General features: G+C 68.2%; 21 protein-coding genes and 1 pseudogene. 12 read left to right on the top strand and 10 right to left on the bottom strand.

Annotation, left to right across the window (positions count from 1 at the left end; translation table 11 throughout):
- Window positions 1–9 precede the first annotated feature (9 nt).
- Both P7A99_RS14150 and P7A99_RS25215 read left to right on the top strand, forming a co-directional pair.
- A complete protein-coding gene (locus P7A99_RS14150) occupies window positions 10–3,615 on the top strand; it encodes an ABC transporter permease/M1 family aminopeptidase (protein ID WP_277794467.1) in 3,606 nt (1,201 codons plus the stop codon).
- Window positions 3,616–3,622: 7 nt separating this feature from the next.
- A pseudogene (locus tag P7A99_RS25215) lies at window positions 3,623–3,748 on the top strand (hypothetical protein); the annotation flags it as partial.
- Between the two features lie 81 nt (window positions 3,749–3,829).
- Here P7A99_RS25215 and P7A99_RS14145 read toward each other — a convergent pair.
- Window positions 3,830–4,426 carry a DUF4142 domain-containing protein gene (locus P7A99_RS14145; protein ID WP_109101127.1) on the bottom strand — a complete coding sequence of 199 codons (597 nt, stop codon included), beginning with the start codon at window positions 4,424–4,426 and terminating at the stop codon, window positions 3,830–3,832.
- 116 nt (window positions 4,427–4,542) lie between these two features.
- Between P7A99_RS14145 and P7A99_RS14140 the strand changes: the two genes are divergently transcribed.
- Window positions 4,543–5,739: a CaiB/BaiF CoA transferase family protein gene (locus tag P7A99_RS14140; protein WP_277794466.1), complete on the top strand. Its 1,197-nt coding sequence runs from the start codon at window positions 4,543–4,545 to the stop codon at window positions 5,737–5,739.
- A gap of 143 nt (window positions 5,740–5,882) precedes the next feature.
- On the opposite strand, the gene P7A99_RS14135 is transcribed toward P7A99_RS14140, so the two are convergent.
- Complete coding sequence (locus P7A99_RS14135) at window positions 5,883–6,935, bottom strand: aldo/keto reductase (protein WP_277794465.1); 1,053 nt, start codon at window positions 6,933–6,935, stop codon at window positions 5,883–5,885.
- Between the two features lie 196 nt (window positions 6,936–7,131).
- Between P7A99_RS14135 and P7A99_RS14130 the strand changes: the two genes are divergently transcribed.
- Window positions 7,132–7,878: a Bax inhibitor-1/YccA family protein gene (locus P7A99_RS14130; protein WP_277794464.1), complete on the top strand. Its 747-nt coding sequence runs from the start codon at window positions 7,132–7,134 to the stop codon at window positions 7,876–7,878.
- 114 nt (window positions 7,879–7,992) lie between these two features.
- The gene (locus tag P7A99_RS14125) at window positions 7,993–8,343 is read left to right on the top strand and encodes a hypothetical protein (RefSeq protein WP_277794463.1); all 351 of its coding nucleotides are present in this window, start codon (window positions 7,993–7,995) and stop codon (window positions 8,341–8,343) included.
- Window positions 8,344–8,347: 4 nt separating this feature from the next.
- Here the strand turns inward: P7A99_RS14125 and P7A99_RS14120 are convergent, their stop codons facing one another.
- The 3 genes from P7A99_RS14120 to acnA all read right to left on the bottom strand — a co-directional run bounded on the left by P7A99_RS14120 (window position 8,348) and on the right by acnA (window position 13,002).
- Window positions 8,348–8,677: a DUF2794 domain-containing protein gene (locus tag P7A99_RS14120; protein ID WP_277794462.1), complete on the bottom strand. Its 330-nt coding sequence runs from the start codon at window positions 8,675–8,677 to the stop codon at window positions 8,348–8,350.
- A gap of 741 nt (window positions 8,678–9,418) precedes the next feature.
- The gene (locus P7A99_RS14115) at window positions 9,419–10,129 is read right to left on the bottom strand and encodes a DUF1223 domain-containing protein (protein ID WP_277794461.1); all 711 of its coding nucleotides are present in this window, start codon (window positions 10,127–10,129) and stop codon (window positions 9,419–9,421) included.
- Between the two features lie 185 nt (window positions 10,130–10,314).
- Complete coding sequence (gene acnA, locus P7A99_RS14110) at window positions 10,315–13,002, bottom strand: aconitate hydratase AcnA (protein ID WP_277794460.1); 2,688 nt, start codon at window positions 13,000–13,002, stop codon at window positions 10,315–10,317.
- Between the two features lie 181 nt (window positions 13,003–13,183).
- Between acnA and ccmA the strand changes: the two genes are divergently transcribed.
- The 5 genes from ccmA to P7A99_RS14085 all read left to right on the top strand — a co-directional run bounded on the left by ccmA (window position 13,184) and on the right by P7A99_RS14085 (window position 17,960).
- The gene (gene ccmA, locus P7A99_RS14105) at window positions 13,184–13,801 is read left to right on the top strand and encodes a heme ABC exporter ATP-binding protein CcmA (RefSeq protein WP_277794459.1); all 618 of its coding nucleotides are present in this window, start codon (window positions 13,184–13,186) and stop codon (window positions 13,799–13,801) included.
- The gene (gene ccmB, locus P7A99_RS14100; protein ID WP_277794458.1) at window positions 13,798–14,463 is read left to right on the top strand and encodes a heme exporter protein CcmB; all 666 of its coding nucleotides are present in this window, start codon (window positions 13,798–13,800) and stop codon (window positions 14,461–14,463) included. The genes ccmA and ccmB overlap by 4 nt, the downstream gene beginning before the upstream one ends.
- A 153-nt stretch (window positions 14,464–14,616) precedes the next feature.
- Entirely contained in the window at window positions 14,617–15,735 is a 1,119-nt protein-coding gene (locus tag P7A99_RS14095; RefSeq protein WP_277794490.1) for an HlyD family secretion protein, read from the top strand.
- 12 nt (window positions 15,736–15,747) lie between these two features.
- Window positions 15,748–17,352: a DHA2 family efflux MFS transporter permease subunit gene (locus P7A99_RS14090; protein ID WP_277794457.1), complete on the top strand. Its 1,605-nt coding sequence runs from the start codon at window positions 15,748–15,750 to the stop codon at window positions 17,350–17,352.
- Window positions 17,352–17,960 carry a TetR/AcrR family transcriptional regulator gene (locus P7A99_RS14085; protein ID WP_277794456.1) on the top strand — a complete coding sequence of 203 codons (609 nt, stop codon included), beginning with the start codon at window positions 17,352–17,354 and terminating at the stop codon, window positions 17,958–17,960. Before P7A99_RS14090 ends, P7A99_RS14085 begins: the two co-directional genes overlap by 1 nt.
- A 181-nt stretch (window positions 17,961–18,141) precedes the next feature.
- Here the strand turns inward: P7A99_RS14085 and P7A99_RS14080 are convergent, their stop codons facing one another.
- From P7A99_RS14080 to P7A99_RS14065, 4 genes are all read right to left on the bottom strand, one after another.
- Window positions 18,142–18,957 (bottom strand): enoyl-ACP reductase FabI, encoded by an 816-nt coding sequence (locus tag P7A99_RS14080; RefSeq protein WP_277794455.1) that lies wholly within the window; start codon window positions 18,955–18,957, stop codon window positions 18,142–18,144.
- A gap of 86 nt (window positions 18,958–19,043) precedes the next feature.
- The gene (gene fabB, locus P7A99_RS14075) at window positions 19,044–20,258 is read right to left on the bottom strand and encodes a beta-ketoacyl-ACP synthase I (protein WP_277794454.1); all 1,215 of its coding nucleotides are present in this window, start codon (window positions 20,256–20,258) and stop codon (window positions 19,044–19,046) included.
- Window positions 20,259–20,327: 69 nt separating this feature from the next.
- Window positions 20,328–20,843: a 3-hydroxyacyl-[acyl-carrier-protein] dehydratase FabA gene (gene fabA / locus P7A99_RS14070; RefSeq protein ID WP_165258469.1), complete on the bottom strand. Its 516-nt coding sequence runs from the start codon at window positions 20,841–20,843 to the stop codon at window positions 20,328–20,330.
- An 86-nt stretch (window positions 20,844–20,929) separates the two neighbouring features.
- On the bottom strand, window positions 20,930–21,469 hold the full coding sequence (locus tag P7A99_RS14065; protein ID WP_277794453.1) for an SH3 domain-containing protein: 540 nt from the start codon (window positions 21,467–21,469) through the stop codon (window positions 20,930–20,932).
- Window positions 21,470–21,542: 73 nt separating this feature from the next.
- On the opposite strand from P7A99_RS14065, the gene P7A99_RS14060 reads away from it, so the two are divergent.
- On the top strand, window positions 21,543–22,529 hold the full coding sequence (locus tag P7A99_RS14060; RefSeq protein WP_101720352.1) for a 2-hydroxyacid dehydrogenase: 987 nt from the start codon (window positions 21,543–21,545) through the stop codon (window positions 22,527–22,529).
- Between the two features lie 88 nt (window positions 22,530–22,617).
- Window positions 22,618–24,624, top strand: coding sequence for an alpha/beta hydrolase family protein (locus P7A99_RS14055; RefSeq protein WP_277794452.1), 2,007 nt, complete (start codon window positions 22,618–22,620; stop codon window positions 24,622–24,624).
- 7 nt (window positions 24,625–24,631) lie between these two features.
- Here P7A99_RS14055 and P7A99_RS14050 read toward each other — a convergent pair whose 3' ends face one another.
- Complete coding sequence (locus P7A99_RS14050; protein WP_277794451.1) at window positions 24,632–26,146, bottom strand: acetyl-CoA hydrolase/transferase family protein; 1,515 nt, start codon at window positions 26,144–26,146, stop codon at window positions 24,632–24,634.
- Window positions 26,147–26,163: the final 17 nt, after the last annotated feature.

The following is a 26,163-nucleotide window of genomic DNA, read 5'->3' as shown; positions in this document are numbered from 1 at the left end:
GCGAGCGTCATGTTCGGAAAGATCGCGAGCTTCGAGCTCCGCTACCAGCTGCGTTCCCCGGTCTTCTGGGTGGTCGCCGTCCTGTTCTTCCTGCTGACCTTTGGGTCGGTGACCATCGAGCAGATCTCGATCGGCGGCGGCGGCACGATCCACAAGAACGCCCCGTTCGCCATCGCCCAGACCCACCTGATCCTGTCGATCTTCTACATGTTCGTGACGACGGCCTTCGTGGCCAACGTCATCGTGCGTGACGACGAGACCGGCTACGGCCCGATCCTGCGCACCACCCGCATCCGCAAGTTCGACTATCTGTACGGCCGCTTCGCCGGCGCCTTCCTGGCCGCCGCGATCTCGTTCCTGGCCGTGCCGATCGCCATGCTGATCGGCTCGGTCATGCCGTGGATCGACCCGGAGAAACTGGGTCCCAACCTGCTGAACGCCTATTTCTACGCCTACTTCGTGCTGGCCCTGCCGACGCTGCTGCTGACCTCGGCGCTGTTCTTCGCCCTGGCCACCGTCACCCGCTCGATGATGTGGACCTATGTCGGCGTCATCGGCTTCCTGGTGCTGTGGGTGGTGGCCGGCATCGCGCTGGACAAGCCCGAGTTCGAGCAGGCCGCGGCCCTGTGGGAGCCGATGGGCACCGGCGCCTTCAGTCTGGCGACCAAGTACTGGACCGCCAACGAGCGCAACACCCTCACCCCGGCCCTGACCGGCGCCCTGCTGTTCAACCGGGCCTTCGTGATCGTGCTCGCCATGGGCCTGCTGGCCGGCGCCTACGGCCTCTTCCGCTTCCAGTCGGCCGAGCTGTCGGGCGGCAAGACCCGCAAGGCCGCGCGCAAGGACGCCAAGGCCGAAGCCGCCGCGCCCGCGCCGGCCCCGCGCCCCCTGCCCGCCCCGCGCCATGACGCCGCCACCGCCTGGGTCCAGTTCGTCGCCCGCACCCGACTCGACATGGGCCAGGTGTTCAAGAGCCCGGCCTTCTTCGTGCTGCTGGCGCTGGGCCTGTTCAACGCCGCCGGCTCGCTGTGGTTCGCCACCGACGCGGACGGCTACGGCGGCCAGATCTATCCGGTCACCCGCGCCCTTCTGCGGCCGCTGCTCGGCTCGTTCAGCCTGATCCCGATGATCATCGCCATCTACTACGCCGGCGAGCTGGTCTGGCGCGAACGCGAGCGCCGCACCCACGAGATCATCGACTCCACCCCAGTCGGCGATTGGGCCTTCACCGCCCCGAAGATCGCCGCCATCTCGCTGGTGCTGCTGTCGACCCTGCTGGTCAGCGTCGTCGCCGGCGTGGTCAGCCAGGTCGGTCACGGCTATTTCCGGCTGGAGCTCGACAAGTACCTCCTGTGGTACGTGCTGCCCCAGGGCGTGGACTGGATCCTGCTGGCCGTGCTGGCCGTGTTCCTGCAGGTGCTGAGCCCGCACAAGTTCATCGGCTGGGGCCTGATGGTGGTCTATGTCGTCACCCAGGTGACGTTCTCGAACCTCGGCTTCCAGCACAATCTCTACAACTACGGCGGCTCGCCGGGGACCCCGTTCTCCGACATGAACCGCCTGGGCGCCTTCTGGATCGGGGCCTGGTGGTTCCGCGCCTACTGGAGCGCCTTCGCCGTGCTGCTGGCGGTGCTGTCCTACGCCCTGTGGCGTCGCGGGACCGAGACCCGGCTGCTGCCGCGCCTGCGCCGCCTGCCCCGCCGCCTGCGCGGCGGAAGCGGCGTGGTGTTCGGCGTCGTCTTCCTGGTCTTCGCGGGCCTGGGCGGCTTCATCTTCGTCAACACCAACGTCTGGAACGAGTACCGCACCAACCTCGATGACGAGCGCTGGACCGCCGATCTCGAAAAGACGCTGCTGCGCTACGAGAACACGCCCCAGCCCAAGATCACCGGCATGAAGCTGGATGTCGACCTCCACCCGGGCGAGCCGCGGGCCGAGACCCGCGGGGCCTATGTCTTCCAGAACAAGACCGGCGCGCCGCTGAAGGAAATCCACGTCCGCTTCGATCGCGACCTGGCCGTCCGCGCCCTGTCGATCGAAGGCGCCCGGGCCAAGCAGACCTTCGAGCGCTTCAACTACCGGATCTTCGCCTTCGACACCCCGATGGCGCCAGGCGAGACGCGCCGGATGAGCTTCATCACCGAGCGCAGCCAGAAGGGCTTCAAGAACAGCGGCAACGAGACCCGCGTGGTCGCCAACGGCACGTTCCTCAACAACATGGAGATCGCGCCGATCCTGGGCATGGGCCGCGACGGCCTGCTGCAGGACCGCGCCAAGCGCCGCAAGTACGGCCTGCCGCCCGAGTTGCGGATGGCCAAGCTGGGCGACGTGGCCAGCCGTCAGTTCAACGGCCTGCGCAAGGACGCCGACTTCGTCACCTCCGACATCACCGTCACCACCGACGCCGACCAGACGCCGATCGCGCCGGGCAGCAAGGTGTCCGAGCGGGTTTGGAAATCGGGGAACCTCGAGCGCCGCACCGTGCGCTTCGTGGCCGACGCACCGATCCTGCCGTTCCTGTCGATTCAGTCGGCCCGCTACGCGGTCTCGCGCGAGACCTACAAGGGCATCGACCTGGCGGTCTATTACGACCCGCAGCACGCCTGGAACATCGACCGCATGCGCGAGGGCATGAAGGCCTCGCTCGACTACTATCAGGAAGAGTTCAGCCCCTATCAGTTCAAGCAGCTGCGCTTCCAGGAATTCCCGGCCTACGCCGATTTCGCCCAGGCCTTCGCCGGCACAATCCCGTGGTCGGAGAGCATGTTCTTCATCGCCGACTACCGCGATCCCGAGAAGATCGACATGGTCACCTATGTCGGCGCGCACGAGATCGGCCACCAGTGGTGGGCCCACCAGGTGCTGGGCGCCGACCAGCAAGGCTCGACCATGCTGTCGGAGACCTTCGCCCAGTACTCGGCCCTGATGGTCATGAAGCGGAAGTATGGCGAGGCCCAGATCCGCAAGTTCCTGAAGTTCGAGCTCAACAGCTACCTGCGCTCGCGCGGCGGCGACGTGCTCGAGGAGCAGCCGCTGGCCCGGGTCGAGAACCAGGGCTACATCCACTACCGCAAGGGCTCGCTGGTCATGTACCGGCTGCAGCACGAGGTGGGCGAGGAAACGGTCAACCGGGTGCTGCGCAAGCTGATCGCCGACCACGGCTTCAAGGGCGCGCCCTATCCGACCACGCTCGACTTCCTGCGCATCCTCCGCGCCGAAGTCCCGGCCGACAAGCAGGCCCTGGTCACGGACTTGTTCGAAAAGATCACGCTCTATGACCTGAAGACCAAGAGCGCGACCGTGAAGAGGCGGGCCGACGGCCGCTACGACGTCAAGCTCGTGGTCGAAGCCAAGAAGATGTACGCAGACGGTCGCGGCAAGGAGACGGACGCGGCCCTCAACGAAGTGCTGGACGTGGGCCTGTTCACGGCCGAGCCGGGCAAGAAGGACTTCGCCCAGAAGGATGTCGTGGCCATGGAGCGCCGCCCGATCCGCAGCGGGACCCAGACCCTGACCTTCGTGACCAAGGTCGCCCCGCGCTTCGCCGGCGTCGACCCGTACAACTTCGTCATCGACCGCAACGGCGACGACAACGTGGTGAAGGCGGCGGACTAGGGAATAGCTCCTCCCCCGTGAAACGGGGGAGGGGGACCGCGAAGCGGTGGAGGGGGCGGCGGCGCGCACGGCGCTCCGTCCCTCGCCCCCTCCGCCACGCTGCGTATCCGCAGCGCGCCACCTCCCCCGCTAAAGCGAGGGAGGAGCATGAAGTCCATAGAAAAACCCCCGGCCTTCCGACCGGGGGTTTTCCACGTCATGGCTCCAACGAACCTTACTTCATGCCGTTCTTCAGGCCCTCGGCCATGTTCAGGTGTTCCTGGACCTTGGGAGCGGTCTCGGCGGCGAAGGTCTTGATGGCGGCCACGTCGCCGTCCTGGGCGTAGCGCTGCAACAGGTTCAGCGCGGCCTGGTGAGCGTCGACCTGGCTGTCGGCGTACTTCTTGTCGAAGTCCTTGGCATCGGCCTTGTTCAGGTCGTCCAGCTTGCCTTGCAGGTCTTCCGGCAGGGCGGTCGGCAGGGTGATGCTGGCGCCCGAGGCGGCGATGGCGGCTTTCAGGCCCTGGCTGGTGGCCGTGTGGGCGTCGATCATCGCCTGGGCGAATTTCTTGACGTCGGCGTTGGTCGAGCGCTTGAGCGCCACCTTGCCGGCCTCGATCTCGAACATGTCGCTTGCCGCGGCCTTGGCGGCGAAGTCCGGAGCGGCGGCTTCGTCGGCCGGGGTCGGGACGGTGGCCGAAGGGTTGGCGTCCGGGGTAGCGGCCTGTTCGGCCGGCGTCGCAGCGCCCTTGGTCTCGTCGGTCTTCTGGCCGCAGGCGGCCAGGCTGAGAGCGGCGAAGGCGGCGCCGACGATGAGAAGCTTGCGGGTCATGGCTTTCTTTCCCTACGTGTTTTTCTAAGGAAGAAGCGGCAGCTTCACGCGCCGCCGTCATGGCGAAGAAAGCCTCACGGCCGCGTGATGGTTCCGTGATCGGGGAGAGGAACAAAATGACCCAAGGACCGTTGGCGGGCGTCCGCGTCATCGAGATGGGACAGCTGATCGCCGGTCCGTTCTGCGGCCAGGTGCTGGGCGATTTCGGCGCCGAGGTCATCAAGCTGGAAGACCCTGGAACCGGCGATCCGATGCGCCAGTGGGGCCGCTCAAAGCCCAAGGGCCTGTCGCCCTGGTGGCCGGTCATCGGCCGCAACAAGAAGTCGGTCACGGTCGACCTGCGCACCGACGAAGGCCGCGCCATCGCCCGCGACCTGATCGCCGCGGCCGACGTGGTGGTCGAGAATTTCCGCCCCGGCACGCTGGAAAAGTGGGGCCTTGGCTATGACGACCTGGCCAAGACCAATCCCGGCCTGGTCATGGCCCGCGTCTCGGGCTTCGGCCAGACCGGCCCCTACGCCAAGCGCGCCGGCTACGCCCTGGTCGGCGAGGCCATGGGCGGCCTGCGCCACATCACCGGCGAGCCCGACCGCAATCCGGCCCGGGCCGGCATCTCGATCGGCGACAGCCTCTCGGGCCTGAACGCCGCGCTGGGGGTGATGATGGCCCTGCACGCCCGCCACGTCACCGGCAAGGGCCAGGTGGTCGACGCGGCGATCTATGAAAGCGTGCTGACGGTGATGGAGAACCTTGTCACCGAGTACGACCTGACCGGCTACATCCGCGAGCGCTCGGGCGCGGTGCTGCCCGGCATCGCCCCGTCGAACGTCTATCCGACCAGGAGCGGCGAGCTGGTTCTGATCGGCGCCAACCAGGACACCCTGTTCAAGCGCCTCTGCGAGCTGATGGGCCGCCCGGACCTGGCGGAGGATCCTCGCTATCGCGACCACGCCGCCCGGGGCGTCAACCAGGGCGAACTCGACGCCCGCATCGCCGCCTGGACCCTGGACCAGGACATCGACGACCTGCTGCCGAAGCTGGAGGCAGCGGGCCTGGCCTGCGGCCGCATCTACCGCGCCCCGGAAATGCTGGCCGACCCGCAGTTTCAGGCCCGCGAGTCGATCGTCTCGGTGCCCCATCCGGTATTCGGTCAGGTGAAGATGCAGAACGCCTTCCCCCGTCTCACCGACACCCCCGGCGGCGTCCGCTGGCCCGGCCCGACGCTGGGCGAGCATACGCAAGAGGTGCTGACCCAGGTGGCGGGGATGAGCGCGGAGAAGGTGGCCGAGCTGAAAGCGCGAGGGGTGGTTTAGGAGAGATCCTCCCCCTGAAGGGGGAGGTGGCCCGAAGGGCCGGACGGGGAAGTGGCTGCTGACGGCGATACCGTCGCTGCTTCACAGGCCCCTTCCCCCTCAGTCGCTCCGCGACAGCTCCCCCTTCAGGGGGAGCATCTTGATCACGGGCAAGGATTCGGCCGCGCCGCGTGGATGGCGTTGACCGCCTTTTCCAGCTCCTCGGTCCATTCCACGTCGAAGGCGTCGATGTCGGTCTTCAGCTGCTCCATGCTGGTCGCGCCGATGATCGTGGCGGTGACGAACGGGCGGGCGTCGACGAACTTCAGGGCCAGCTGGGCCGGATCCAGGCCGTTTTGGCGGGCCAGGTCCACATAGGCCGTGAACGCCTCGATCGCGCCGGGGCCCTCGTAGCGCTGCATCCGGTTATAGAGCGCCTTGCGCGAGCCCTCGGGCAGGTTTCCGCCCAGGTACTTGCCGGTCAGCTGGCCCTGGGCCAGGGGCGAATAGGCCAGGAGGCCCGCCTGCTCGCGCATGGCGATCTCGGCCAGGCCGTATTCGAACACCCGGTTGGCCAGGTGATAGGCGTTCTGGATCGAGGCGATGCGCGGCAGGCCCCGCTTCTCGCTCTCGGCCAGGAACTTCATCACACCCCAGGGAAACTCGTTGGAGACGCCCAGGGCCCGGATCGAGCCCTTCTTCACGTGCGCGTCCAGCGCCTCGAGGATGTCGCCGAAACGCTCGTAGTCGTCGTCATAGTCCTTGTAGGTCTGGCCGCCGAACACCCGCACGGCGCGGTCAGGCCAGTGCAGCTGGTAGAGATCTAGATAGTCGGTCCGCAGGCGCTTGAGCGAGCCTTCCACCGCCTCGTCGATCTGGGCCTTGGTCTGGCGGGTGCTGGCCCCGTCGGCGCGCATCCACGGCAGGCCGCCGAAGGCCGAGCCGCGGCCCGCCACCTTCGAGGCCAGGACGATGTCCTTGCGCTTGCCGGTCTTGGCCAGCCAGCTGCCGATATAGCGCTCGGTGCTGCCTTGGGTCTCGGCCGTCGGCGGGCTGGCGTACATCTCGGCCGTGTCCCAGAAGGTGACCCCGCGCCCCAGGGCGTAGTCCATCTGGGCGTGGGCCTCCTCCTCGCTGTTCTGCGAGCCCCAGGTCATGGTGCCCAGGCAGCAGCGCGAGACCTGGATGCCGGTGCGGCCGAGTTCGACGTAGTCCATGAAGTCCCCTGCTTGGCTTTACCGACCTATTTAGGACGTCGCGCCGCCAAGGCGAACCCAAACCTCGGGCGCCCGGACATACTTTGATACATTCGCGCCGACCTCGTCTTCCCGCCTGAAGCCTTGCGTAGAAGGCCATTCGATCCGATATTTCACACGTGTCCCCTCGGGGACGTTGAAATAAGGGTTTCCTTCGATGAACGACTTCAACCGCGACTATGCGCGCACGATCCCGGCGGATCGCGTCGACATGTCGGTTGACGCCGGGCTGCGCAGTTTCATGCTCGGCGTCTACAACAAGGTGGCGCTGGGCCTGCTGCTGTCGGCCGCCCTCGCCTGGACGACCAGCTCGTTCCCGCCCGTGCGCGACCTGCTGTTCCAGGTGAACGGCAACCGCGTGGGCTACACGCTGCTGGGCATGGTCATCGCCTTCGCCCCGCTGGCCATCCTGCTGTTCTCGAGCTTCGTCATGAAGTCGATCAACCCGCGCACCGCGGGCGTGATCTACTGGTCGATCGTGTCGCTGATCGGCGCGTCGCTCGGCACCGTGGTGCTGATGTACACCGGCGGCAGCGTGGCCTCGACCTTCCTGATCACGGCGACCGCCTTCGGCGCGCTCAGCCTGTTCGGCTACACCACCAAGAAGGACCTGACCGGTTTCGGCAGCTTCCTGATCATCGGTCTGGTGGGCCTGATCCTGGCCTCGATCGTGTCGATCTTCTTCCCGTCGGGCCCGCTGGTCTTCGCGATCAACGCCATCGGCGTGCTGATCTTCGCCGGCCTGATCGCCTACGACACGCAGAACCTGAAGATGACCTACTACCAGGTCGGCGGCGACGCAGCCGCCAAGTCGGTGGCCACCAACTACGGCGCGCTGAACCTGTACCTGGACTTCATCAACCTGTTCCGCTTCCTGCTGTTCTTCCTGGGCGACCGCCGCTAAGGCGCCTTCCAGGCACAGATGACGAAGCCCCGGTGGATCGCTCCGCCGGGGCTTTTTCGTGGGTGCTGGCGGCCGCCCTTGTCAGACTGGGCGACGTGCGGCCAAGTTAGCGACATGTCCCCTGAAAACCTCGTCGCCAGCCTCCGCACGATCGTGATAACCGCGGCGGTGAACGACCTGACCCGCCAGCTCGAAAAGCCGCCGGGCCGGCGGCCGGCGCCTGAGCACGTCCAGCGCAGTGATTGGTATAATCGTCTGAGCGAAGACGATCGCGCCGTCGTCAGGGCCATCGTAGCCGACGCCGCCGAAGCGACGATGTTCGGCGCTCTCTGCGTTCTGGACGGCGCCCGTGCGGTCCACCCGCCGTCCGAGGGACGACTGGAACTTTCGTTCGTCTCCAGCGAGAGCAAGACGCTGCTGACCGCCAGCGACGGCGCCGGCGTCGCGCTACACGAGCTGCTGTAGACCCCTACTCGACCACCCTGAACTTGCCCTTGTCGAACAGCCGCAGCACCTGGGCCAGGTCGTGGCCGCGCTTGAGCACCATGCCGCCCTGGCCGCGCACCAGCCACTGGCCTTGCTTGCGGGCCAGCTCCGGCCACTTCTCGACGCGATAGAGCGGGGCCTCGGCGGCGTGGCGGAAGATCGAGAAGGCCGCGTGGTCGGCCGCGCCGCCCATGCCGTAGTCGCGCCACTCGCCGGCCGCGACCATCCGCCCGTAGAGGCGCAGGAGCTGGTCGATCTCGCGCCGCTCGAAGAACACGACGCCGCCGACGGGAGAGGAAACGTCCAGGGCCATGGGGGCGAATCCTAACCCCAAATCAGGGGTTCAGGCGAGCGTCGCGCATTTGCAACATCGTTCGACGAAGCGAAAAGCCAAGCTGGACCAGGCCACGAAATGACCTTGTTTCGGTCGTTCGCCCGCCCGCTTCCCCAGCGAAAAAGTCAGTGTCGGCTGATCGGAGACCCCACGGTCCAGGATCCTGAACAGCCCCCCCAGCCCCCCCTTGATCGCGGGCCGGTCGGCCGACAGACTAAATCAAGAGAACCCCTCTCTTAACTGCAGAGCCCGCGTGGAAACCCCTCCCACGCGGGCTTTTCGCGTTCTGGGCCCTGGCTTCTCGCGCGGCCTTCGGAACTGCAAAGATCGCCACAGAGGCGCCCCACCCCGTCGCGAAAGCACCCTGATCGCGCCCTTCGCCGGCCGCTTGGGGGCTCGATAGTCTCATGGTCGGTCGATCGGAACGCCTCGCGGTCCGGGATCCTGAACAGCCCCTCCAGCCCACCGGCTCGCGGGCGGCCCGTTCGACCGGCGCGTATCTTCTATCCCCTCCCCTAAAGACCCCGCTTCGCCGACCATCCCCTAAGGCGAGGCGGGGTTTCTTTTGCGCGGAAGGGAAGCCCCCTCAGATCCGTCCACCCCCGCGAAGGCGGGGGCCCAAGCGGGCTCGGCAGGTTCACCTCCGAGTGCGCCTCATCCGGAACATCGGCTTGGATCCCCGCCTTCGCGGGGAAGCTCGGAGAAGGAGGAGGAAAGGTCCTAACGGCTCTTGCCGCCGGGAGGCAGCACGCCCAGCACCCGGCCGCCCTTGGCGCCCTGGACGATGATGGCGGTGGCCAGGTCGTCGTCCTTGGCCAGGGCGGGCAGGCGATACATCTTCGGACGGCCGGTCCAGGCGCCGATCTTGACGATCTCGCGCACCACGTTGCGGTGGATGATGGTCTGGCCGCGGTTGTCACCGCGCTTGACGGCGATCTCCTGCTTGCGCGGGTCGAAGCGCACCAGCCACACCTCGGCCCCGCCGCGCGGCGACGCGCCCGAGCCGACGGCCACGCGATTGGTCCCGACGAACTCCATGTCAGGAGCCGGCGGCAGGTGGGCGGTGTCGATCAGCTTCTCGACGGTCTCGGCCTTGGCGCCCGAGGCCTGCACCTTGCCGGCCACCACCACCTGGGGCGTGGGCACGTCGCGCAGGGCGAAGGCCTTGGCGTAGGCCCGCTGGCGCTCGCCGAAGGCCGGCTTGGCGAAGGTGTCCTTCCAGCCGAGATAGTCCCAGTAGTCGACCGAATAGGTCAGGGCCAGCACGTCGTCGCGCTCGGCCAGCTCGGCGGCCGCCTGGTTGGCCTTGCCGCAGGACGAACAGCCCTGGGCGGTGAACAGCTCGACCAGCACGGGCGACTTGGCCGCGGCCGGGGCGGCGACGAGGCTCGTCAGGGCGAGGGAAAGAAGAGAGATCAAGGCCGTACGCATGTGCGGCGCACTTAAGCCAAGAAACCGCTGCGTCGCCCCTCACGAGGCCGTGAAATGGCCGCTTCGGCGCCAGGAAATCCACACGACAACGATGTCGGCCTCCCGACACGCCCTCGTACGAACGAAAACGGCCGGCCCCAGGGGGACCGGCCGTCTCGTATTCAACGTCTGAAGGACGTCGCTGCTTAGTCGGCCTTGGCCAGGTTACGCAGCACGTAGTTCAGGACACCGCCGTTCTTGAAGTATTCGAGCTCGGTCGGCGTATCGATACGGCAGCGCACCGGGAAGCGGGCGATGCGGCCGTCGGTCGGGCGGTAGAGCTCGACGATCAGCTGCTTGCGCGGGGCCAGATCCGTCAGACCACGGATCGAGACCAGCTCTTCGCCGGTCAGCTCCAGCTTCTGCCAGCCGTCCTGGATGAACTGCAGCGGCAGCACGCCCATGCCGACCAGGTTCGAGCGGTGGATGCGCTCGAAGCTCTCGGTGATCACCGCGCGGACGCCCAGAAGCTTGGTGCCCTTGGCGGCCCAGTCACGCGACGAACCGGTGCCGTATTCCTTGCCGGCGAACACGACGGCCGGACGGCCTTCGGCCTGGTACTTCATGGCCGCGTCGTAGATCGGCATCACTTCGCCCGAGGGGAAGTGCTTGGTCACGCCGCCTTCGATCTCCGGGGTGATCTTGTTGCGGATGCGGATGTTGGCGAAGGTGCCGCGCATCATGACTTCGTGGTTGCCGCGGCGGGCGCCGTAGCCGTTGAAGTCGATCGGCTCGACGCCGTTGTTGACCAGGTACTGACCAGCCGGGCTCGAGGTCTTGATCGAACCGGCCGGGCTGATGTGGTCGGTGGTGATCGAGTCGCCGAACACGGCCAGGACGCGGGCTTCCACGATGTCGGTGACCGGAGCGGGGGTCATCGACATGTTCGGGAAGTAGGGCGGGTTCTGGACGTAGGTGGAGTCACCTTCCCAGGCGTAGGTCTGGCCGCCCGTGACCTTGATGCCTTGCCAGTTCTTGTCGCCCTTGAAGACGTCGCCGTAGCGGCTGGCGAACATCTTCTCGTTGATCGACTTGCGCTGCAGGGCGGCGATGTCTTCGTTCGACGGCCAGATGTCGCGCAGGAAGACGTCGTTGCCCTTCTTGTCCTTGCCGATCGGCTGGGTGTTCAGGTCGATCTTCAGCGAGCCGGCCAGGGCGTAGGCCACCACCAGCGGCGGCGAGGCCAGGTAGTTGGCGCGGACGTCCGGGTTCACGCGGCCTTCGAAGTTACGGTTGCCCGACAGCACCGAGCAGGCGACCAGGTCGTTCTCGTTGATCGTCTTGCTGATGTTTTCCGGCAGCGGGCCCGAGTTGCCGATGCAGGTCGTGCAGCCGTAGCCGACCAGGTTGAAGCCCAGGGCGTCGAGGTGCTTGGTCAGGCCGGCCTTGGCCAGGTAGTCGGTGACGACCTGCGAGCCGGGGGCCAGCGAGGTCTTCACCCACGGCTTGGCCTTCAGGCCCTTGGCGACCGCGTTCTTGGCCAGCAGGCCGGCGGCGATCAGGACCGAGGGGTTGGAGGTGTTGGTGCACGAGGTGATGGCGGCGATCACCACGTCGCCGTGGCCGACGTCGAAGTCTTCGCCTTCCACCGGAGCGCGGAACTCGGGGCTTTCGGCCTTGCCGAACTCACCGACCAGCGACTCGGCGAACTTGCTCGAGGCGTCCGACAGCAGGACGCGGTCCTGCGGGCGCTTGGGGCCGGCCAGCGACGGCAGAACCGTGCCGAGGTCCAGTTCCAGGCTGTCGGTGAAGGTCGGCTCGGCGACGCCGGGCTCCCACCACAGGCCCTGTTCCTTGGCGTAGGCTTCCACCAGGGCGACGCGCTCGGCGTCGCGGCCGGTGCCCTTCAGGAAGGCGACGGTGGCGGCCGAGATCGGGAAGAAGCCGCAGGTGGCGCCGTATTCCGGAGCCATGTTGGCGATCGTCGCCTGGTCTTCCAGGGTCAGGTTGGCCAGGGCGTCGCCGTAGAACTCGACGAACTTGCCGACCACGCCCTTCTTGCGCAGCATCTGGGTGACGGTCAGCACCAGGTCGGTGGCCGTCGCGCCTTCCGGCATGGCGCCGGTCAGCTTGAAGCCGATGACTTCCGGGATCAGCATCGGGATCGGCTGGCCGAGCATGGCGGCTTCAGCTTCGATGCCGCCGACGCCCCAGCCCAGGACCGACAGGCCGTTGACCATGGTGGTGTGGCTGTCGGTGCCGACGACGGTGTCGGGGTAGGCCACTTCGGCGCCGTCGACCATGGCGGTCCAGACGGTCTGGGCCAGGTATTCCAGGTTCACCTGGTGGCAGATGCCGGTGCCGGGGGGCACGACGCGGAAGTTGTTGAAGGCCGACGAGCCCCAGCGCAGGAAGCGGTAGCGCTCGATGTTGCGCTCGTATTCGCGCTTCACGTTGGCGTCGTAGGCCTTGGCGTCGCCGAAGTTGTCGACCATCACCGAGTGGTCGATGACCAGGTCGACGGGGTTCAGCGGGTTGATCTTGGCCGGGTCGGCGCCCAGGGCGACCATGGCGTCGCGCATGGCGGCCAGGTCGACGACGGCCGGAACGCCGGTGAAGTCCTGCATCAGCACGCGAGCGGGACGGAAGCTGATTTCGTGCTCGACCGAGCCCTTGTTTTCCAGCCAGTTGGCGACGGCCTTCAGGTCGGCTTCGTTGACCGAGACGCCGTCTTCGTAGCGCAGCAGGTTTTCCAGCAGCACCTTCATCGAGACGGGCAGCGAGCCCGTGCCGGCCAGACCGGCTTCCTCGGCGGCGCGAAGGCTGTAATAGACGTAGGTCTTACCGCCGACGACGAGTTCGCGGCGGGTTTTGAGGCTGTCGACAGACGCCATTTCGAAGGATCCCTTCTCTGTTCACGGCCGCCGGAAAACCACTCCCGGGATCGCGCGATCGAGGCGGACCCACAGCGTCCATCCTCGCGCCGCGTACGCCCCATCCAATGCGGAGGGTGACGGCCGAGCGCTTCTTAGCGCCGGTTACCCACAACGTCCATGCGCGCGGCATGGACTTCCAATGATGAGAGCCGTTCGCATAAAGGGTTTGAGCCTCTCGCGGGGCGAACGGACCCTGTTTTCGGGGCTGGATCTGGAGCTCGAAAGCGGTGACGCCGTGGCGCTGACGGGCCGCAACGGGGCCGGCAAGACCAGCCTGCTCCGAGCCGTCGCAGGACTGCTGCGCCCGCTGGCGGGGACCATCGGTTTCGAAGGCTCCGAAGGGCGGATACTGGAGGCCGAAGCCGCCCGCGCCGACCACCTACATCTTGCCGGCCATCACGACGGCCTCAAGTCAGCCCGCACCGCCTGGGAGGAGCTTCTGTTCCAGGCCCGCTGGACCGGCGGAAGCGAAACCACCGCCCGCGCCGCCGTCGAGCGGCTGGAGCTTGGCCGCCTGCTCGACCTGGAGGTCCGCCGCCTGTCGGCCGGCCAGCGCCGCCGCGTCTCCCTGGCCCGGCTGCTGGCCAGCCCCCGCCGCCTGTGGCTGCTGGACGAGCCCATGGCCCCGCTGGACGCCGCCCACCGCGCCGCCTTCGGCGCGATCATGGCCGAGCATCTGGCGGGCGGCGGCATGGTGCTGGCCGCCGTGCACGACCCCCTGCCCGTCCCCGCCCGTCTGGTGGAGGTCGGCGCATGAGAGGGTTCGGCGTCCTCTTCCGGCGCGAGTTTGCCCTGGCCTGGGGCCGGGGCGGCGGACCTCTGCTGGCCCTGGCCTTCTACGCCTGCGTCGTCACCCTGCTGCCGCTGGCCGCCGGCCGCGCGCCCGAACGGCTGGCGAGCCTGGCCCCCGGCATCGCCTGGCTGGCCCTTGCCCTGGCCGCCCTGCTCTCGCTGGAGCGCCTGTTCGAGCGCGACTTCGAGGACGGGGCGCTGGACCTGCTGGCCCTGGGCCCCGCCCCGCTGGAAGCCGTGGCGGCGGCCAAGTGCCTGGCGCACTGGCTGGCGGCCGGCGCGCCGCTGGCCCTGGCCGCGCCTATAGCGGCGGTGGCGCTGGGCGCCTCGCCCACGATCATGCCGCTGTTGTTCGTCTGCGCCCTGGCAGGGGGGCTGGCCTTCTCGTTCCTGGGCGGACTGGGGGCCGCCCTGTCGCTGGGCAGCAAGCGCGGCGGCCTGCTGGTCGCCGTCATCGTCCTGCCGCTCTACGCCCCGCCGGTGATCTTCGGCGCCGGCGCGCTGGACGCCCTGACCGGCGGCCTGCCGTGGACGGGCGGCCTGCTGTTCCTGCTGGCCTACAGCGCCGCCGCCGTCGCGCTCAGCCCCCTGGCCATGGCCGCGGCCTGCCGCAACGCACTCGACTGAGGCTGGAAAGCCACCCCGACACGGGGTTTTTTGCGGCGCCGCACAATGACGCGGCGACGGCGGATTGATTTTTGGACGAAATCGTCCATTTATCCCCCCGTCGCGTCCGACAGGCGAACATTGATCCGCCGGACGCCTACCTCCTTTCAGGATTTGGCCATGGCCGAGACGAAGAAAAAGAAGCTGGTTCCGCTGCTGGTGGCCGGGGTCGCCGGCGTCGCCATCCTGGCCGGCGGCGTGCTCTGGTACATCGACAAGCAGCGCTTCGAGAGCACCGACAACGCCTTCGTCCAGGCCGACACCGTCTCGGTCAGCCCGCAGGTCACCGGCTATGTCGCCGAAGTGCTGGTCGCCGACAATCAGCGGGTCGAAGCCGGCCAGGTGCTGGCCAAGATCGATCCCTCGACCTTCCAGGCGAAGCTGGACCAGGCGATCGCCAACGCCGCGGCCCTCGACGCCGCCATCAAGAGCGTCGACGACAAGGCCATCCTCGAACAGGCCCTGATCCAGCAGCGCCAGGCGGGCGTGGCCAGCGCCCAGGCCGACGCCGGCCGGGCCCGCGCCGACCTCGCCCGCTACGACGCCCTGGCCAAGCAGGGCTGGGTCTCGCAGCAGAAGGTCCAGACCGAGGCCGCCGGCGCCAAGCAGTCGGACGCCACCGTCGCCAGCGCCCAGGCCGCCCTCGAAGCCGAGCGCCGCACCGCCTCGTCGCTGGGCTCGGCCCGCGCCCAGACCGTGGCCCAGGCAGCCGCCGCCCACGCCGCCGTCGACCAGGCCCGCATCGACCTCGAACGCACCGTGATCCGCGCCCCCGCCGCCGGCGTGGTCGGCGCCCGCACCGTGCGCCCCGGCCAGCTGGTTCAGCCGGGCGTCGCCCTGATGTCGGTGGTGCCGCTGGGCCAGAGCTTCGTGGTCGCCAACTTCAAGGAAACCCAGGTCGCCCGCCTGCGCGTCGGCCAGCCGGTCGAGATCAAGGCCGACGCCTTCGGCAAGCAGAAGATCGTCGGCAAGGTCGACAGCTTCGCCCCGGCCACCGGCCAGGAGTTCGCCCTGATCCCGGTCGAGAACGCGGTCGGCAACTTCACCAAGATCACCCAGCGCCTGCCGGTGAAGATCGCCGTCGACCGCACCGGCGCCGGCGCGGCCCTGCGCCCCGGCCTGTCGGTCGAGGTCAAGGTCGACGTCCGCGACCGTTCGGGCGCTTCGTTCGCCGAAGCCGGCCAGGGCGGGCAGCAGGTCGCCCGCGCTCCGACCGCGACCCAGGCCCGATAAGGCCGCGCCGTCTTGACCGACGCCGCCCTGCCCGCCTCCGCCAAGCCTGGCGCTCCCCCCGCGGCAAAGCCGGCGGGCGAGGTCGACTGGACCAAGCTGTTCCTCGGCTTCGGGGCCATGGTCATCGGCCAGTTCATGGCCATCCTCGACATCCAGATCGTCGCGGCCTCGCTGCCGCAGATCCAGGCGGGCGTCGGGGCCAGCGCCGACCAGGTCAGCTGGATCCAGACCGCCTACCTGATCCCCGAGGTCGTGATGATCCCGCTGTCGGGATACCTGTCGCGCCTGTGGGGCACCCAGCGGCTCTACATGGCCTCGTGCCTGGGCTTCATCCTGATGAGCGTCGCGACGGGCCTGTCGTCGTCGATCGACATGATGATCCTGACGCGGGCGCTGCAGGGCTTCATCGGCGGGGCGATGATCCCGACGGTGTTCGCCGTGGCCTTCACCGCCTTCCCGCCCGAGCGCCGGATCACCGCCAGCGTCATCATGGGCCTGATCGTCACCCTGGCCCCCACCGTCGGCCCCACCCTGGGCGGCCACCTGACCGAGTGGCTGAGCTGGCGCTGGCTGTTCTTCATCAACGTGCCACCCGGGATCCTGGTGCTGTTCGCGGTCGCCAAGTGGGGCGACTTCGACAAGGGCGACCCGAGCCTCGCCAAGGGCTTCGACTGGTCGGGCCTGGCCTTCATGGCCGTCTTCCTGATGAGCATGCAGTACGTGCTGGAGGAAGGCGCCAAGGAGAACTGGTTCGAGGACGACCTGATCCTCCTCCTCACCGTCGTGACCGTGGTCACCGGCGTGGTCTTCATCTGGCGGCAGCTGACCTACAGGAACCCGATCGTCGAGCTGAAGGCCTTCGCCAACCGGAACTTCAGCATCGGCGTGATGATGACCGCGATCTCGGGCGCCAGCCTGTTCGGCGGCACCTTCCTGCTGCCGCAGTTCCTCAGCCGCGTGCGGGGCTATTCGGCCTCGGAAGTGGGCACCACCATGGTGGTCTCGGGCCTGTCGATGTTCGCCACCGGCCCGATCGCCGGGCGCATCGTGCGCAAGGTCGATCCGCGCATTCCGATGTGCATCGGCTTCCTGCTGGCGGGCTGGGGCATGTACATGGCCCACGGCGTGACCAAAAACTGGGGTTTCTGGGAATTCGCGGGGGTCCAGGCTTGTCGCGGCGTCGGGGTCATGATCGCCATGATCGCGACCCAGCAGATCACGATGAGCACCCTGCCCCAGCACATGGTCAAAAACGCTTCCGGCCTCGTGAACCTGTCGCGCAACACCGGCGGCGCCATCGGCCTGGCGCTGCTGGCCACCAGCATCACCCAGCAGACCGCTCTCTACTTCAGCGACATGTCGTCGAAGGTGATGAACGGCGGCGAGGCGGCGACGATGATGGCGGGCCTGGCCGCGCGCATGCAGCAGTTGGGCGTCACCGACCCCGACGGCGCGGCGCGCAAGGCGATCGGCAACATGATGAACCAGCAGGCCACGGTCCTGGCCTTCGGCGACAGCTTCACCCTGCTGGCCTACGGCTGCTTTGCCGCCGCCGTCGTCAGCCTGCTGGCCGCCCCGCCCGAGGTCATTCCCCCGCCCCCCTCGGACGCCCACTGATGCCCAGGATCGCCGGACAGATCGACGTCGCCAAGACCGAGGCCATCCTCGACGCCGCCGTCGAGGTGATCGGCCAGCGCGGCCTGTCGGCCCCGATGGAAGCCATCGCCCGCCGGGCCGGGGTGTCCAAGCAGACGGTCTACAACCACTACGGCTCCAAGGCCGAGCTGGTGAAGGCGCTGATGGCCCGCCGCGTCGCCCGCATCACCGCGCCGCTGCGCGAGCCCGGCGCCATCGACAATCCGCGCGAGGCGCTTGAGGCCTTCGCCCGCTCGATGCTGGAGACGGTGATCACCACCAACGGCTATTCGGTGCTGCGGGTGATCATTCAGGGCGCGGGCGAAATGCCCGACGTCGCCAACGAGGTGTTCGAGGCCGGCCCCCGCCAGACCCGTCGCCAGCTCGCCGCCTTCCTGGAGACCGAGACGAAGCTCGGCCGCCTCGCCGTCGACGAACCCGAGCAGGCCGCCGAGTTCTTCGCCGGCATGGTGCTGGGCCACAGCCAGCTGCGCGCCCTGCTGCGCCTGCCGTCCGACCGCACCCCCGAACAGTTCGACGCCCTGGCCACGGCCGCGGCGGCGCGGTTCATGCGGGCCTACGCGCCCTGACCCCATCCTTCTCCCCTTGCGGGAGAAGGTGTCGGCGAAGCCGACGGATGAGGGGTCGCACACACGAAAAACGCCGCGACAGCGGGTCGGCTGTCGCGGCGTTCGATGTCTGAGAGACCCCTCACCCGACCTCCTTCGGAGGCCACCCTCTCCCGCAAGGGGAGAGGGCCCGGGAAAGCGATCAGCCCTCGGCTTCGTCGGGCATGCCCATCATGTGGAAACCGGCGTCGACGTGGACGACTTCGCCCGTGGTCGAGCGGCCCAGGTCCGAGACCAGCCACAGGGCCGCGCCCGCGACGCCTTCCATCGAGGTGTCTTCCTTCATGGCGCTGAAGGCGCGGCCCTGGGCGATCATGCCGCGGCCGCCGGCGATGCCGGCGAGAGCAAGCGTGCGCATGGCGCCGGCCGAGATGGCGTTGACGCGGATGCCCTTGGGGCCGAGGTCCCGGGCGATGTAGCGGGTCGCCGCTTCCAGGGCGGCCTTGGCCACGCCCATGGTGTTGTAGTTCGGAATGGTCCGCTCCGACCCCAGATAGGTCATGGTGATCAGCGAGCCGCCGTTCGGCATGATCTTGGCCGCGCGCTTGGCGACGTCGACGAAGCTGAAGGCCGAGATGTTCATGGCCGTGAGGAAGCCCTCACGGGTGGTGTTGTCGACGAACGAGCCCTTCAGCTCGTCCTTGTTGGCGAAGGCCACCGAGTGGACCACGAAGTCGAGCGTGCCGAACTTCTCCTCGACGGCGGCGAAGGCCGCGTCCATCGAGGCGTCGTCGGTGACGTCGGCCGGGATCAGGGTGTTGACGCCGATGCTTTCGGCCAGCGGGCGCACGCGGCGCTCCAGCGCTTCGCCCTGGTAGGTGAAGGCCATCTCGGCGCCCTGGGCGGCCAGCTGGCTGGCGATGCCCCAGGCGATCGAGTTGTGGTTGGCCACGCCCATGACCAGGCCCTTCTTGCCCGCCATCAGCTCGCCCTTGGGGAATGCGTAGTCGTCGGCCATAGGTCGGCTCCTTGGATCTTGGATCGCTGGTTAGCAGGCGGGCTTCCGCTTCGGAACCCGCCTGCCCCGGCGTGTCTGGAAAAGGCTCAGTCGGCCTGGCCGAAGATCAGCGTGCCGTTGGTGCCGCCGAAGCCGAAGCTGTTGGACATCACCGTGTCGAGCGGCTTGTCGGCGCGCTCGCGCAGGATCGGCAAGTCGGCGAACTCGGGATCGAGGTTCTCGATGTTGGCGCTCTCGGCGGCGAAGCCGTTCTTGAGCATCAGGATCGAGTAGATCGCCTCCTGCGCGCCGGCCGCGCCCAGGCTGTGGCCCGTCAGCGACTTGGTCGACGAGATCAGCGGCGCCTTGTCGCCGAACACCTCGCGCACCGCGCCCATCTCCTTGCTGTCGCCGACCGGCGTCGAGGTGCCGTGCGGGTTCAGGTAGTCGATGGTCCGGCCGCCGGCCTGCGCCATGGCCAGCTTCATGCAGCGGGCCGCGCCCTCGCCCGACGGCGCGACCATGTCGTAGCCGTCGGAGTTGGCGGCGTAGCCGATCAGCTCGCCATAGATCTTGGCCCCGCGCGCCTTGGCGTGCTCGTATTCCTCGAGCACCACGATGCCGGCCCCGCCGGCGATCACGAAGCCGTCGCGGTCCTTGTCGTAGGCGCGGCTGGCCACGGCCGGGCGGTCGTTGAAGTTGGTGCTCATGGCGCCCATGGCGTCGAACAGGTTCGACAGGGTCCAGTCCAGCTCCTCGCAGCCGCCGGCGAAGACGATGTCCTGCTTGCCCAGCTGGATCTGCTCGGCGCCTGCGCCGATGCAGTGGGCGCTGGTCGCGCAGGCCGAGCTGATCGAGTAGTTGATCCCGCGGATCTTGAACCAGGTCGACAGCACCGCCGACGGACCCGAGCTCATGGCCTTGGGCACCGCGAACGGACCGATCCGCTTGGGGCCCTTTTCCTTCGTCGTGGCCGCGGCCTCGACGATGACGCGGGTGGACGGACCGCCCGAACCGACGATCAGGCCGGTACGCTCGTGGGAGATCTGCGCCTCCTCGAGCCCCGAATCCGCGATCGCCTGTTCCATGGCGATGTGGGCGTAGGCCGTGCCGGGCGCCAGGAAGCGGGCGGCCCGGCGATCGACCAGGCCTTCCCACTCGATCTGGGGCGCGGCGTGCACCTGGCAGCGGAAGCCGAGTTCCGCGTACTCCGGCGCGGCGACCACGCCCGACTTGGCCTCGCGCAGCGAAGCCAGCACCTCGTTGGCGTTGTTGCCGATGGACGAGACGACGCCCAGTCCCGTGACGACGACGCGACGCATATCAGTACCTCTTTCTCCCCGATCGCCGGAGCCGGCTCCTTGAACAGAACGGCCGGCCTGTCGGTTGGATCAACCCGCCATCTGTTCGGCCGTGAACAGGCCGACCTTGAGGTCCTTGGTTTCGTAGATCACCTTGCCGTCGGCTTCCATGACGCCGTCGCCGATGCCCATGACCAGCTTGCGCATGATCACGCGCTTGAGGTCGATCTTGTAGACGACCTTCTTGACGTCCGGGGTCACCTGGCCGGTGAATTTCACTTCGCCAACGCCCAGGGCGCGGCCGCGACCCGGCGCGCCCGACCAGCCCAGGAAGAAGCCGACCAGCTGCCACATGGCGTCCAGGCCCAGGCAGCCGGGCATGACGGGGTCGCCGATGAAGTGGCAGCCGAAGAACCAGAGGTCCGGCTTGATGTCGAATTCGGCTTCGACATAGCCCTTGCCGTACTTGCCGCCCTCGGATTCGATCCGGACGATGCGATCGAACATCAGCATCGGCGGCACGGGCAGCTGGGCGTTGCCGGGTCCGAACATTTCGCCCCGGCCGCAGGCCAGGAGCTCTTCGAAGGTGTAGGCGCTCTTTTGCATGCGAACGCCCCTAGCACGGCGCCGGGGCGGGCCTCAATGTTACATTCGGCGACAATTGGTGAGAGAGCCGCCGAAAGGGGTCTAAATCAGCGCCCTTCCGGACACTGCAGGGCCTCTTTCGTCCCCCAGACCTCGCCTTCGGGGGCCCAGCCCGACGCGCCGTCGGCCTTCAGCCGGCACCAGCCCTTCTCGCACTTGTCGAGATTGGCGATCGCGCGACCAGCCAGATAGGCGCTGACCCGCGACTCCGCCTTGGGCGAAGCACGCAGGGGCAGGGGGCTGTCCTGCACCCGCATGGCGGTGCGCCGGCCGTCGGTGGTGCGCTTGTGCACCCAGGCCAGGCCCCCTTCGGGATCGCAGATCCGCCGCCACTCGCGGGTTTCGGCCACGACCTGCACCGGCAGGCCCTTGGCCTTGTAGATCCACAGCAGGCGGTGCTGTTCGTCCGGACCCTGGCGCGCATTGACCTCGCCGTACTTCAGCACGACGTAGCGCGGCACCGGCAGGCCCGACGGCGTGGTGGCCGGGGCCTGGGCCAGGGCCGGCCCCGCCAGCAGGGCCGCTGCGGCCACAACTCCGCCCAGCGCCAATCCGCCCAGCGAACGATGTTTGCATTTCACCGGCATGTTGCTTGGCCGCTTCCGGCCCCTTTGCTACAGATTTCGAACGCCCGTCAGGGAAAGGCTTTTCGGACCGCCCATGCCTGCCCGCAAGCTCAAAGTCGTCGTCACGCGCAAGCTGCCCGATCCGGTCGAGACGCGCATGTGCGAACTGTTCGACACCGAACTGAACCTGTCCGACAAGCCGATGACCGCCGACGAGCTGGTCGAGGCCATGGGACGGGCCGACGTGTTGGTGCCGACCATCACCGACCGCATCGACAGTCGCCTTCTGTCGCGATCCGGCGAAAGGCTCAAGCTGATCGCCAATTTCGGGGCCGGGGTCGACAATATCGACGTCGCCACCGCCAATGCGCGGGGGATCATCGTCACCAACACCCCCGGGGTGCTGACCGAAGACACCGCCGACCTGACCATGACCCTGATCATGGCCGCCGCCCGCCGGGTCGTCGAAGGCGCCGAGGTGGTCAAGGCCGGCGAGTTCCAGGGCTGGTCGCCGACCTGGATGCTGGGCCGCCGCCTGTGGGGCAAGCGCCTGGGCATCGTCGGGATGGGCCGCATCGGCCAGGCCGTGGCCCGTCGCGCCAAGGCCTTCGGCATGCAGGTGCACTATCACAACCGCAAGCCGGTCAGCCCGCGCATCGCCGAAGAGCTGGGCTGCACCTACTGGGAAAGCCTCGACCAGATGCTGGCCCGGATGGACATCATCTCGATCAACTGCCCGCACACCCCGGCCACCTACCACCTGCTGTCGGCGCGCCGGCTCAAGCTGCTGCGGCCGCACGCCATCGTCGTCAACACCGCCCGCGGCGAGGTGATCGACGAGGGGGCCCTGGCCAATATGCTGGCCCGGGGCGAGCTCGCGGGCGCGGGCCTCGACGTCTACGAGCACGAGCCGGCCATCAATCCCAAGCTGCTCAAGCTGCCCAACGTGGTGCTGCTGCCCCACATGGGCTCGGCCACGGTCGAGGGCCGCATCGACATGGGCGAGAAGGTCATCGTCAACGTGAAGACCTTCATGGACGGCCACCGCCCGCCCGACCGGGTCATCCCGGCGATGCTTTAAAACGCGCATAGCGCGCCCGCGACACACGCGACAACTTGACCTTGTCTTCGGCCAAGCCTTAGCTGACCCTCGTAGGTTGGGGGTTTTCATGATTTCGCGTCGTGACGTCGTTGGCGGCGTCGTGCTTGCGCCTGCGCTCTTGTCGGCAAGGGCTTCGATCGCCGCCGGGACCGCTCACAGTCCGCCCAGCCTCGAGGAACTGCTCAAGCCGGCCACGACACGCGGCGCGGCCCTGTCGCCCGACGGCCAGCAGATCGCCCTGCTTTCCGAGCGCGAGATCGACGGCAAGACCTACGGCATGGTCACCTTCGTCAAGGCCGCCGACCCGACCGCCACGCCCAGGACCCTCCGGGTCGGGACGATGAAGGTCCAGCGCATTGCCTGGGCCAACAACGAACGCCTGCTGATCTGGGCGGTCACCGATGCGCGGGTCGCCGGCGCGCCCGCCGTCGGCAGCCGCATGGGCGCGATCTACAAGGCGCCGAAGGTGCGCCGCGTCCTGGCCATCAACGCCGACGGCAGCGGCAAGGACGTCGTCCTGTTCGGCGCCAGCCGGATCAAGCTGCGCGAGAACTTCGACCTCGGCTACGTCGTCGACATGCTGCCGGACGATCCGCGCAACGTGCTGATGGCGATCGGGGAGCTGACCCGCCCGACGCTCGGTCTCTACAAAGTCGACGTCTATACCGGCGAGCCCGAGCTGGTGGAGTACGGCGGGACGTCCACCTACGGCTGGTGGGTCCAGGACGGCGTGCCGGTGCTGCGCTACGACTACAACAGCCGCGGCACGGTGCTGTCGCTCCATGCGCGGCCGCCTGGCGCCAAGGACTGGACCTTCGTGCGCAAGATCCGCGTCTCCGAGCTGGAGACCCCCGATTTCGAGATTCTCGCGGGCACCGACGACCCCGGCGTGCTGCTGGTGGCCTCGCGCCAGGACGGCGAGGAAACGCGGATCCTGCGCAAGTTCGACCTGCGCACCCGGGCCCTGGGCGAGGCCGTCTCGCAGCGGCCCGGCCGCGACGTAGAGAACGCCCTGGTCGACGAGCGGGGACGCTTCCTCGCCGCGCGCTATACCGACGACCGGGTGGTCTACCAGTTCGCCGATCCCAAGCTGAACAGCCACCACAAGGCGATGAACGCCTTCTTCAACAACGAGGCCAACGTCAAGCTGGTCGACGCCAGCGCCGACCGTGAGCGCTTCCTGGCCCATGTCAGCGGGCCGCGCATGCCCGGCTCGTATTTCTTCTACGACAAGCAGGCCAAGCGTTTCGACGCCCTGGGCGATCGCCAGCCCTGGCTTTCCGAGGCCCGGCTGGCGCCGATGGCGACCCTCGACGTCACCGCGCGCGACGGCGTCAAGCTGCGGGCCTATCTGTCCACGCCCATCACGCCGGGCCCGCATCCGCTCGTGGTCTTCCCGCACGGCGGGCCAGAGACCCGCGACAGCCTCAGCTACGACCTGTTCGCCCAGGCCTTCGCCGCCCAGGGCTGGCTGGTGCTGCAGGTCAACTTCCGCGGCTCCTCCGGCTACGGCCGCGCCTTCGCCGACGCCGGCCGCCGCCGCTGGGGCGACCGGATGCAGGAGGACGTCGAGGACGCCGTCGCCCAGGTGCTGGCGAGCGGCAAGGTCAGCCCCGGAAAGGTCGCCATCTGCGGCGCCAGCTATGGCGGCTACGCGGCCCTGATGGGGGCGGTGCGCAACCCGACCCTCTACAAGACCGTGGTCTCCATCGCCGGGGTGTCCGACCTGCCCGACATCCTCGCCTACGAGCGCGAGGACGGCGAGGATTCCCCCTCCTACCGCTACTGGGTGAAGACCATCGGCGACCCGGACACCGACAAGGCCGCCCTGGAAGCGGCCTCGCCCGCGCGGCGCGCCAAAGCCATCGCCGCGCCGGTCCTGCTGGTCCACGGCCTGCTGGACGGGGTCGTGCCCGCCCGGCAGTCGCGGATCATGGCCAAGGCCCTGCGGGACGCCGGCAAGACGGTCGAGCATGTCGAGGTGCGCGACCTGCCCCATGCCCCCCGGGACGAGGACGAGACCCGGATGATGCTCGATCCGGTCCTCGCCTACCTGAAGACCGCCCTGGCATAGCGGGGCATCAGCCCCGCATGTCGCCCGTTTCCATGAACCGCTGGTGCCAGGACAGGGCCTCGCCCGGCAGGGTGGGGGTCTGGCGGCCGTAGGCGCCCAGCTGGGCGCGCTGGAAATAGTCCTCCAGGGCCGGGCGGAAGTCGGGGTGGGCGCAGTTGTCGATGATCACCCGGGCCCGCTGCTTGGGCGACAGGCCGCGCAGGTCGGCCAGGCCCTGTTCGGTGACGATCACCTGGACGTCCTGGTTGATGTGGTCGACGTGGCTGACCTGCGGGACGATGGCCGAGATCTTGCCGCCCTTGGCCGTCGACGGGGTCATGAAGATCGACACATAGGCGTTGCGGGCGAAGTCGCCCGAGCCGCCGATGCCGTTCTGGATGCGCGAGCCCATCACGTGGGTCGAGTTCACCGCCCCGTAGATGTCGGCCTCGATCAGGCCGTTCATGGCGATGCAGCCCAGGCGCCGGATCAGCTCGGGGTGGTTGGAGATCTCCTGCGGGCGCAGGATCATCTTGTCGCGGAAGCTCTGCATGTCGGCGTTGAGGCCGGCGGCGGCCTCGGGGCTCAGCGAGAAGGCGGTCGCGGAAGCCATGCGCAGCTTGCCGGCGGCCAGCAGGTCGAGCATCCCGTCCTGGATCACCTCGGTATAGGCGGTCATGTTCTCGAACGGCGCGTTCACGAGGCCCGTCAGCACGGCGTTGGCGATGTTGCCCACGCCCGACTGCAGCGGCAGCAGGGACGGGGGCAGGCGGCCCATCTTCACCTCGTGTGCGAAGAACTCCAGCAGGTGGCCGGCGATCGCCAGGGCCGAGGCGTCGGGCGCGGCGAAGGGCAGGTTGCGGTCGGGCGCGTCGGTCTCGACCACCGCCACCACCTTGCTCGGATCCACCCGGAAATAGGCCTCGCCGATGCGGTCGTCGGGCCTCACCAGCGGGATCGGCACGCGGTTCGGCGGCAGGGCCGTGCCGTAGTAGATGTCGTGCATCCCCTCCAGCGCCGGGTTCTGCCAGCGATTGACCTCGAGGATGATCTTAGAGGCCCGGTCCAGCCAGGTCTTGTTGTTGCCCACCGACGAGGACGGGATCAGCGAGCCGTCGGCGCGGATCCCGGCGATCTCGACAACCGCCGTGTCGAGCGGACCCAGGAACCCCTGCCAGGCCATCGGGGCCACTTGGCTGAGGTGCATGTCGAAATACTCCATCTCGCCGCGATTGATCTTCTCGCGGGCGATGGGGTCGGAATTGTAGGGCAGGCGGAACTCGACGCCGTCGGTCTTGGCCAGGGCGCCGTCCAGCTCCGGGCCGGTCGAGGCGCCGGTCCACACCTTGACGCGGAACTTGTCGCCGGCGGCATGGGCGGTCTCGATGCGCTCGGCCAGGGCCATCGGCACGGCCTTGGGATAGCCAGAGCCGGTGAAGCCGCTCATGCCGACGGTCGAGCCCGGCTCGATCAGGCCGGCGGCGTCCTGCGCGCTCATGACCTTGGCCGCCAGGCCGGGGTGGGCGATGCGAGAGGTGGTCATCGGTTTTCTCCCTTGGC

This window comes from Caulobacter endophyticus (assembly GCF_029543245.1).
Taxonomy (GTDB): Bacteria; Pseudomonadota; Alphaproteobacteria; order Caulobacterales; family Caulobacteraceae; genus Caulobacter; species Caulobacter endophyticus_A.
The sequence above is the reverse complement of the archived record's forward strand: the minus strand, read 5'-3'. Positions and strand labels throughout refer to the sequence as shown.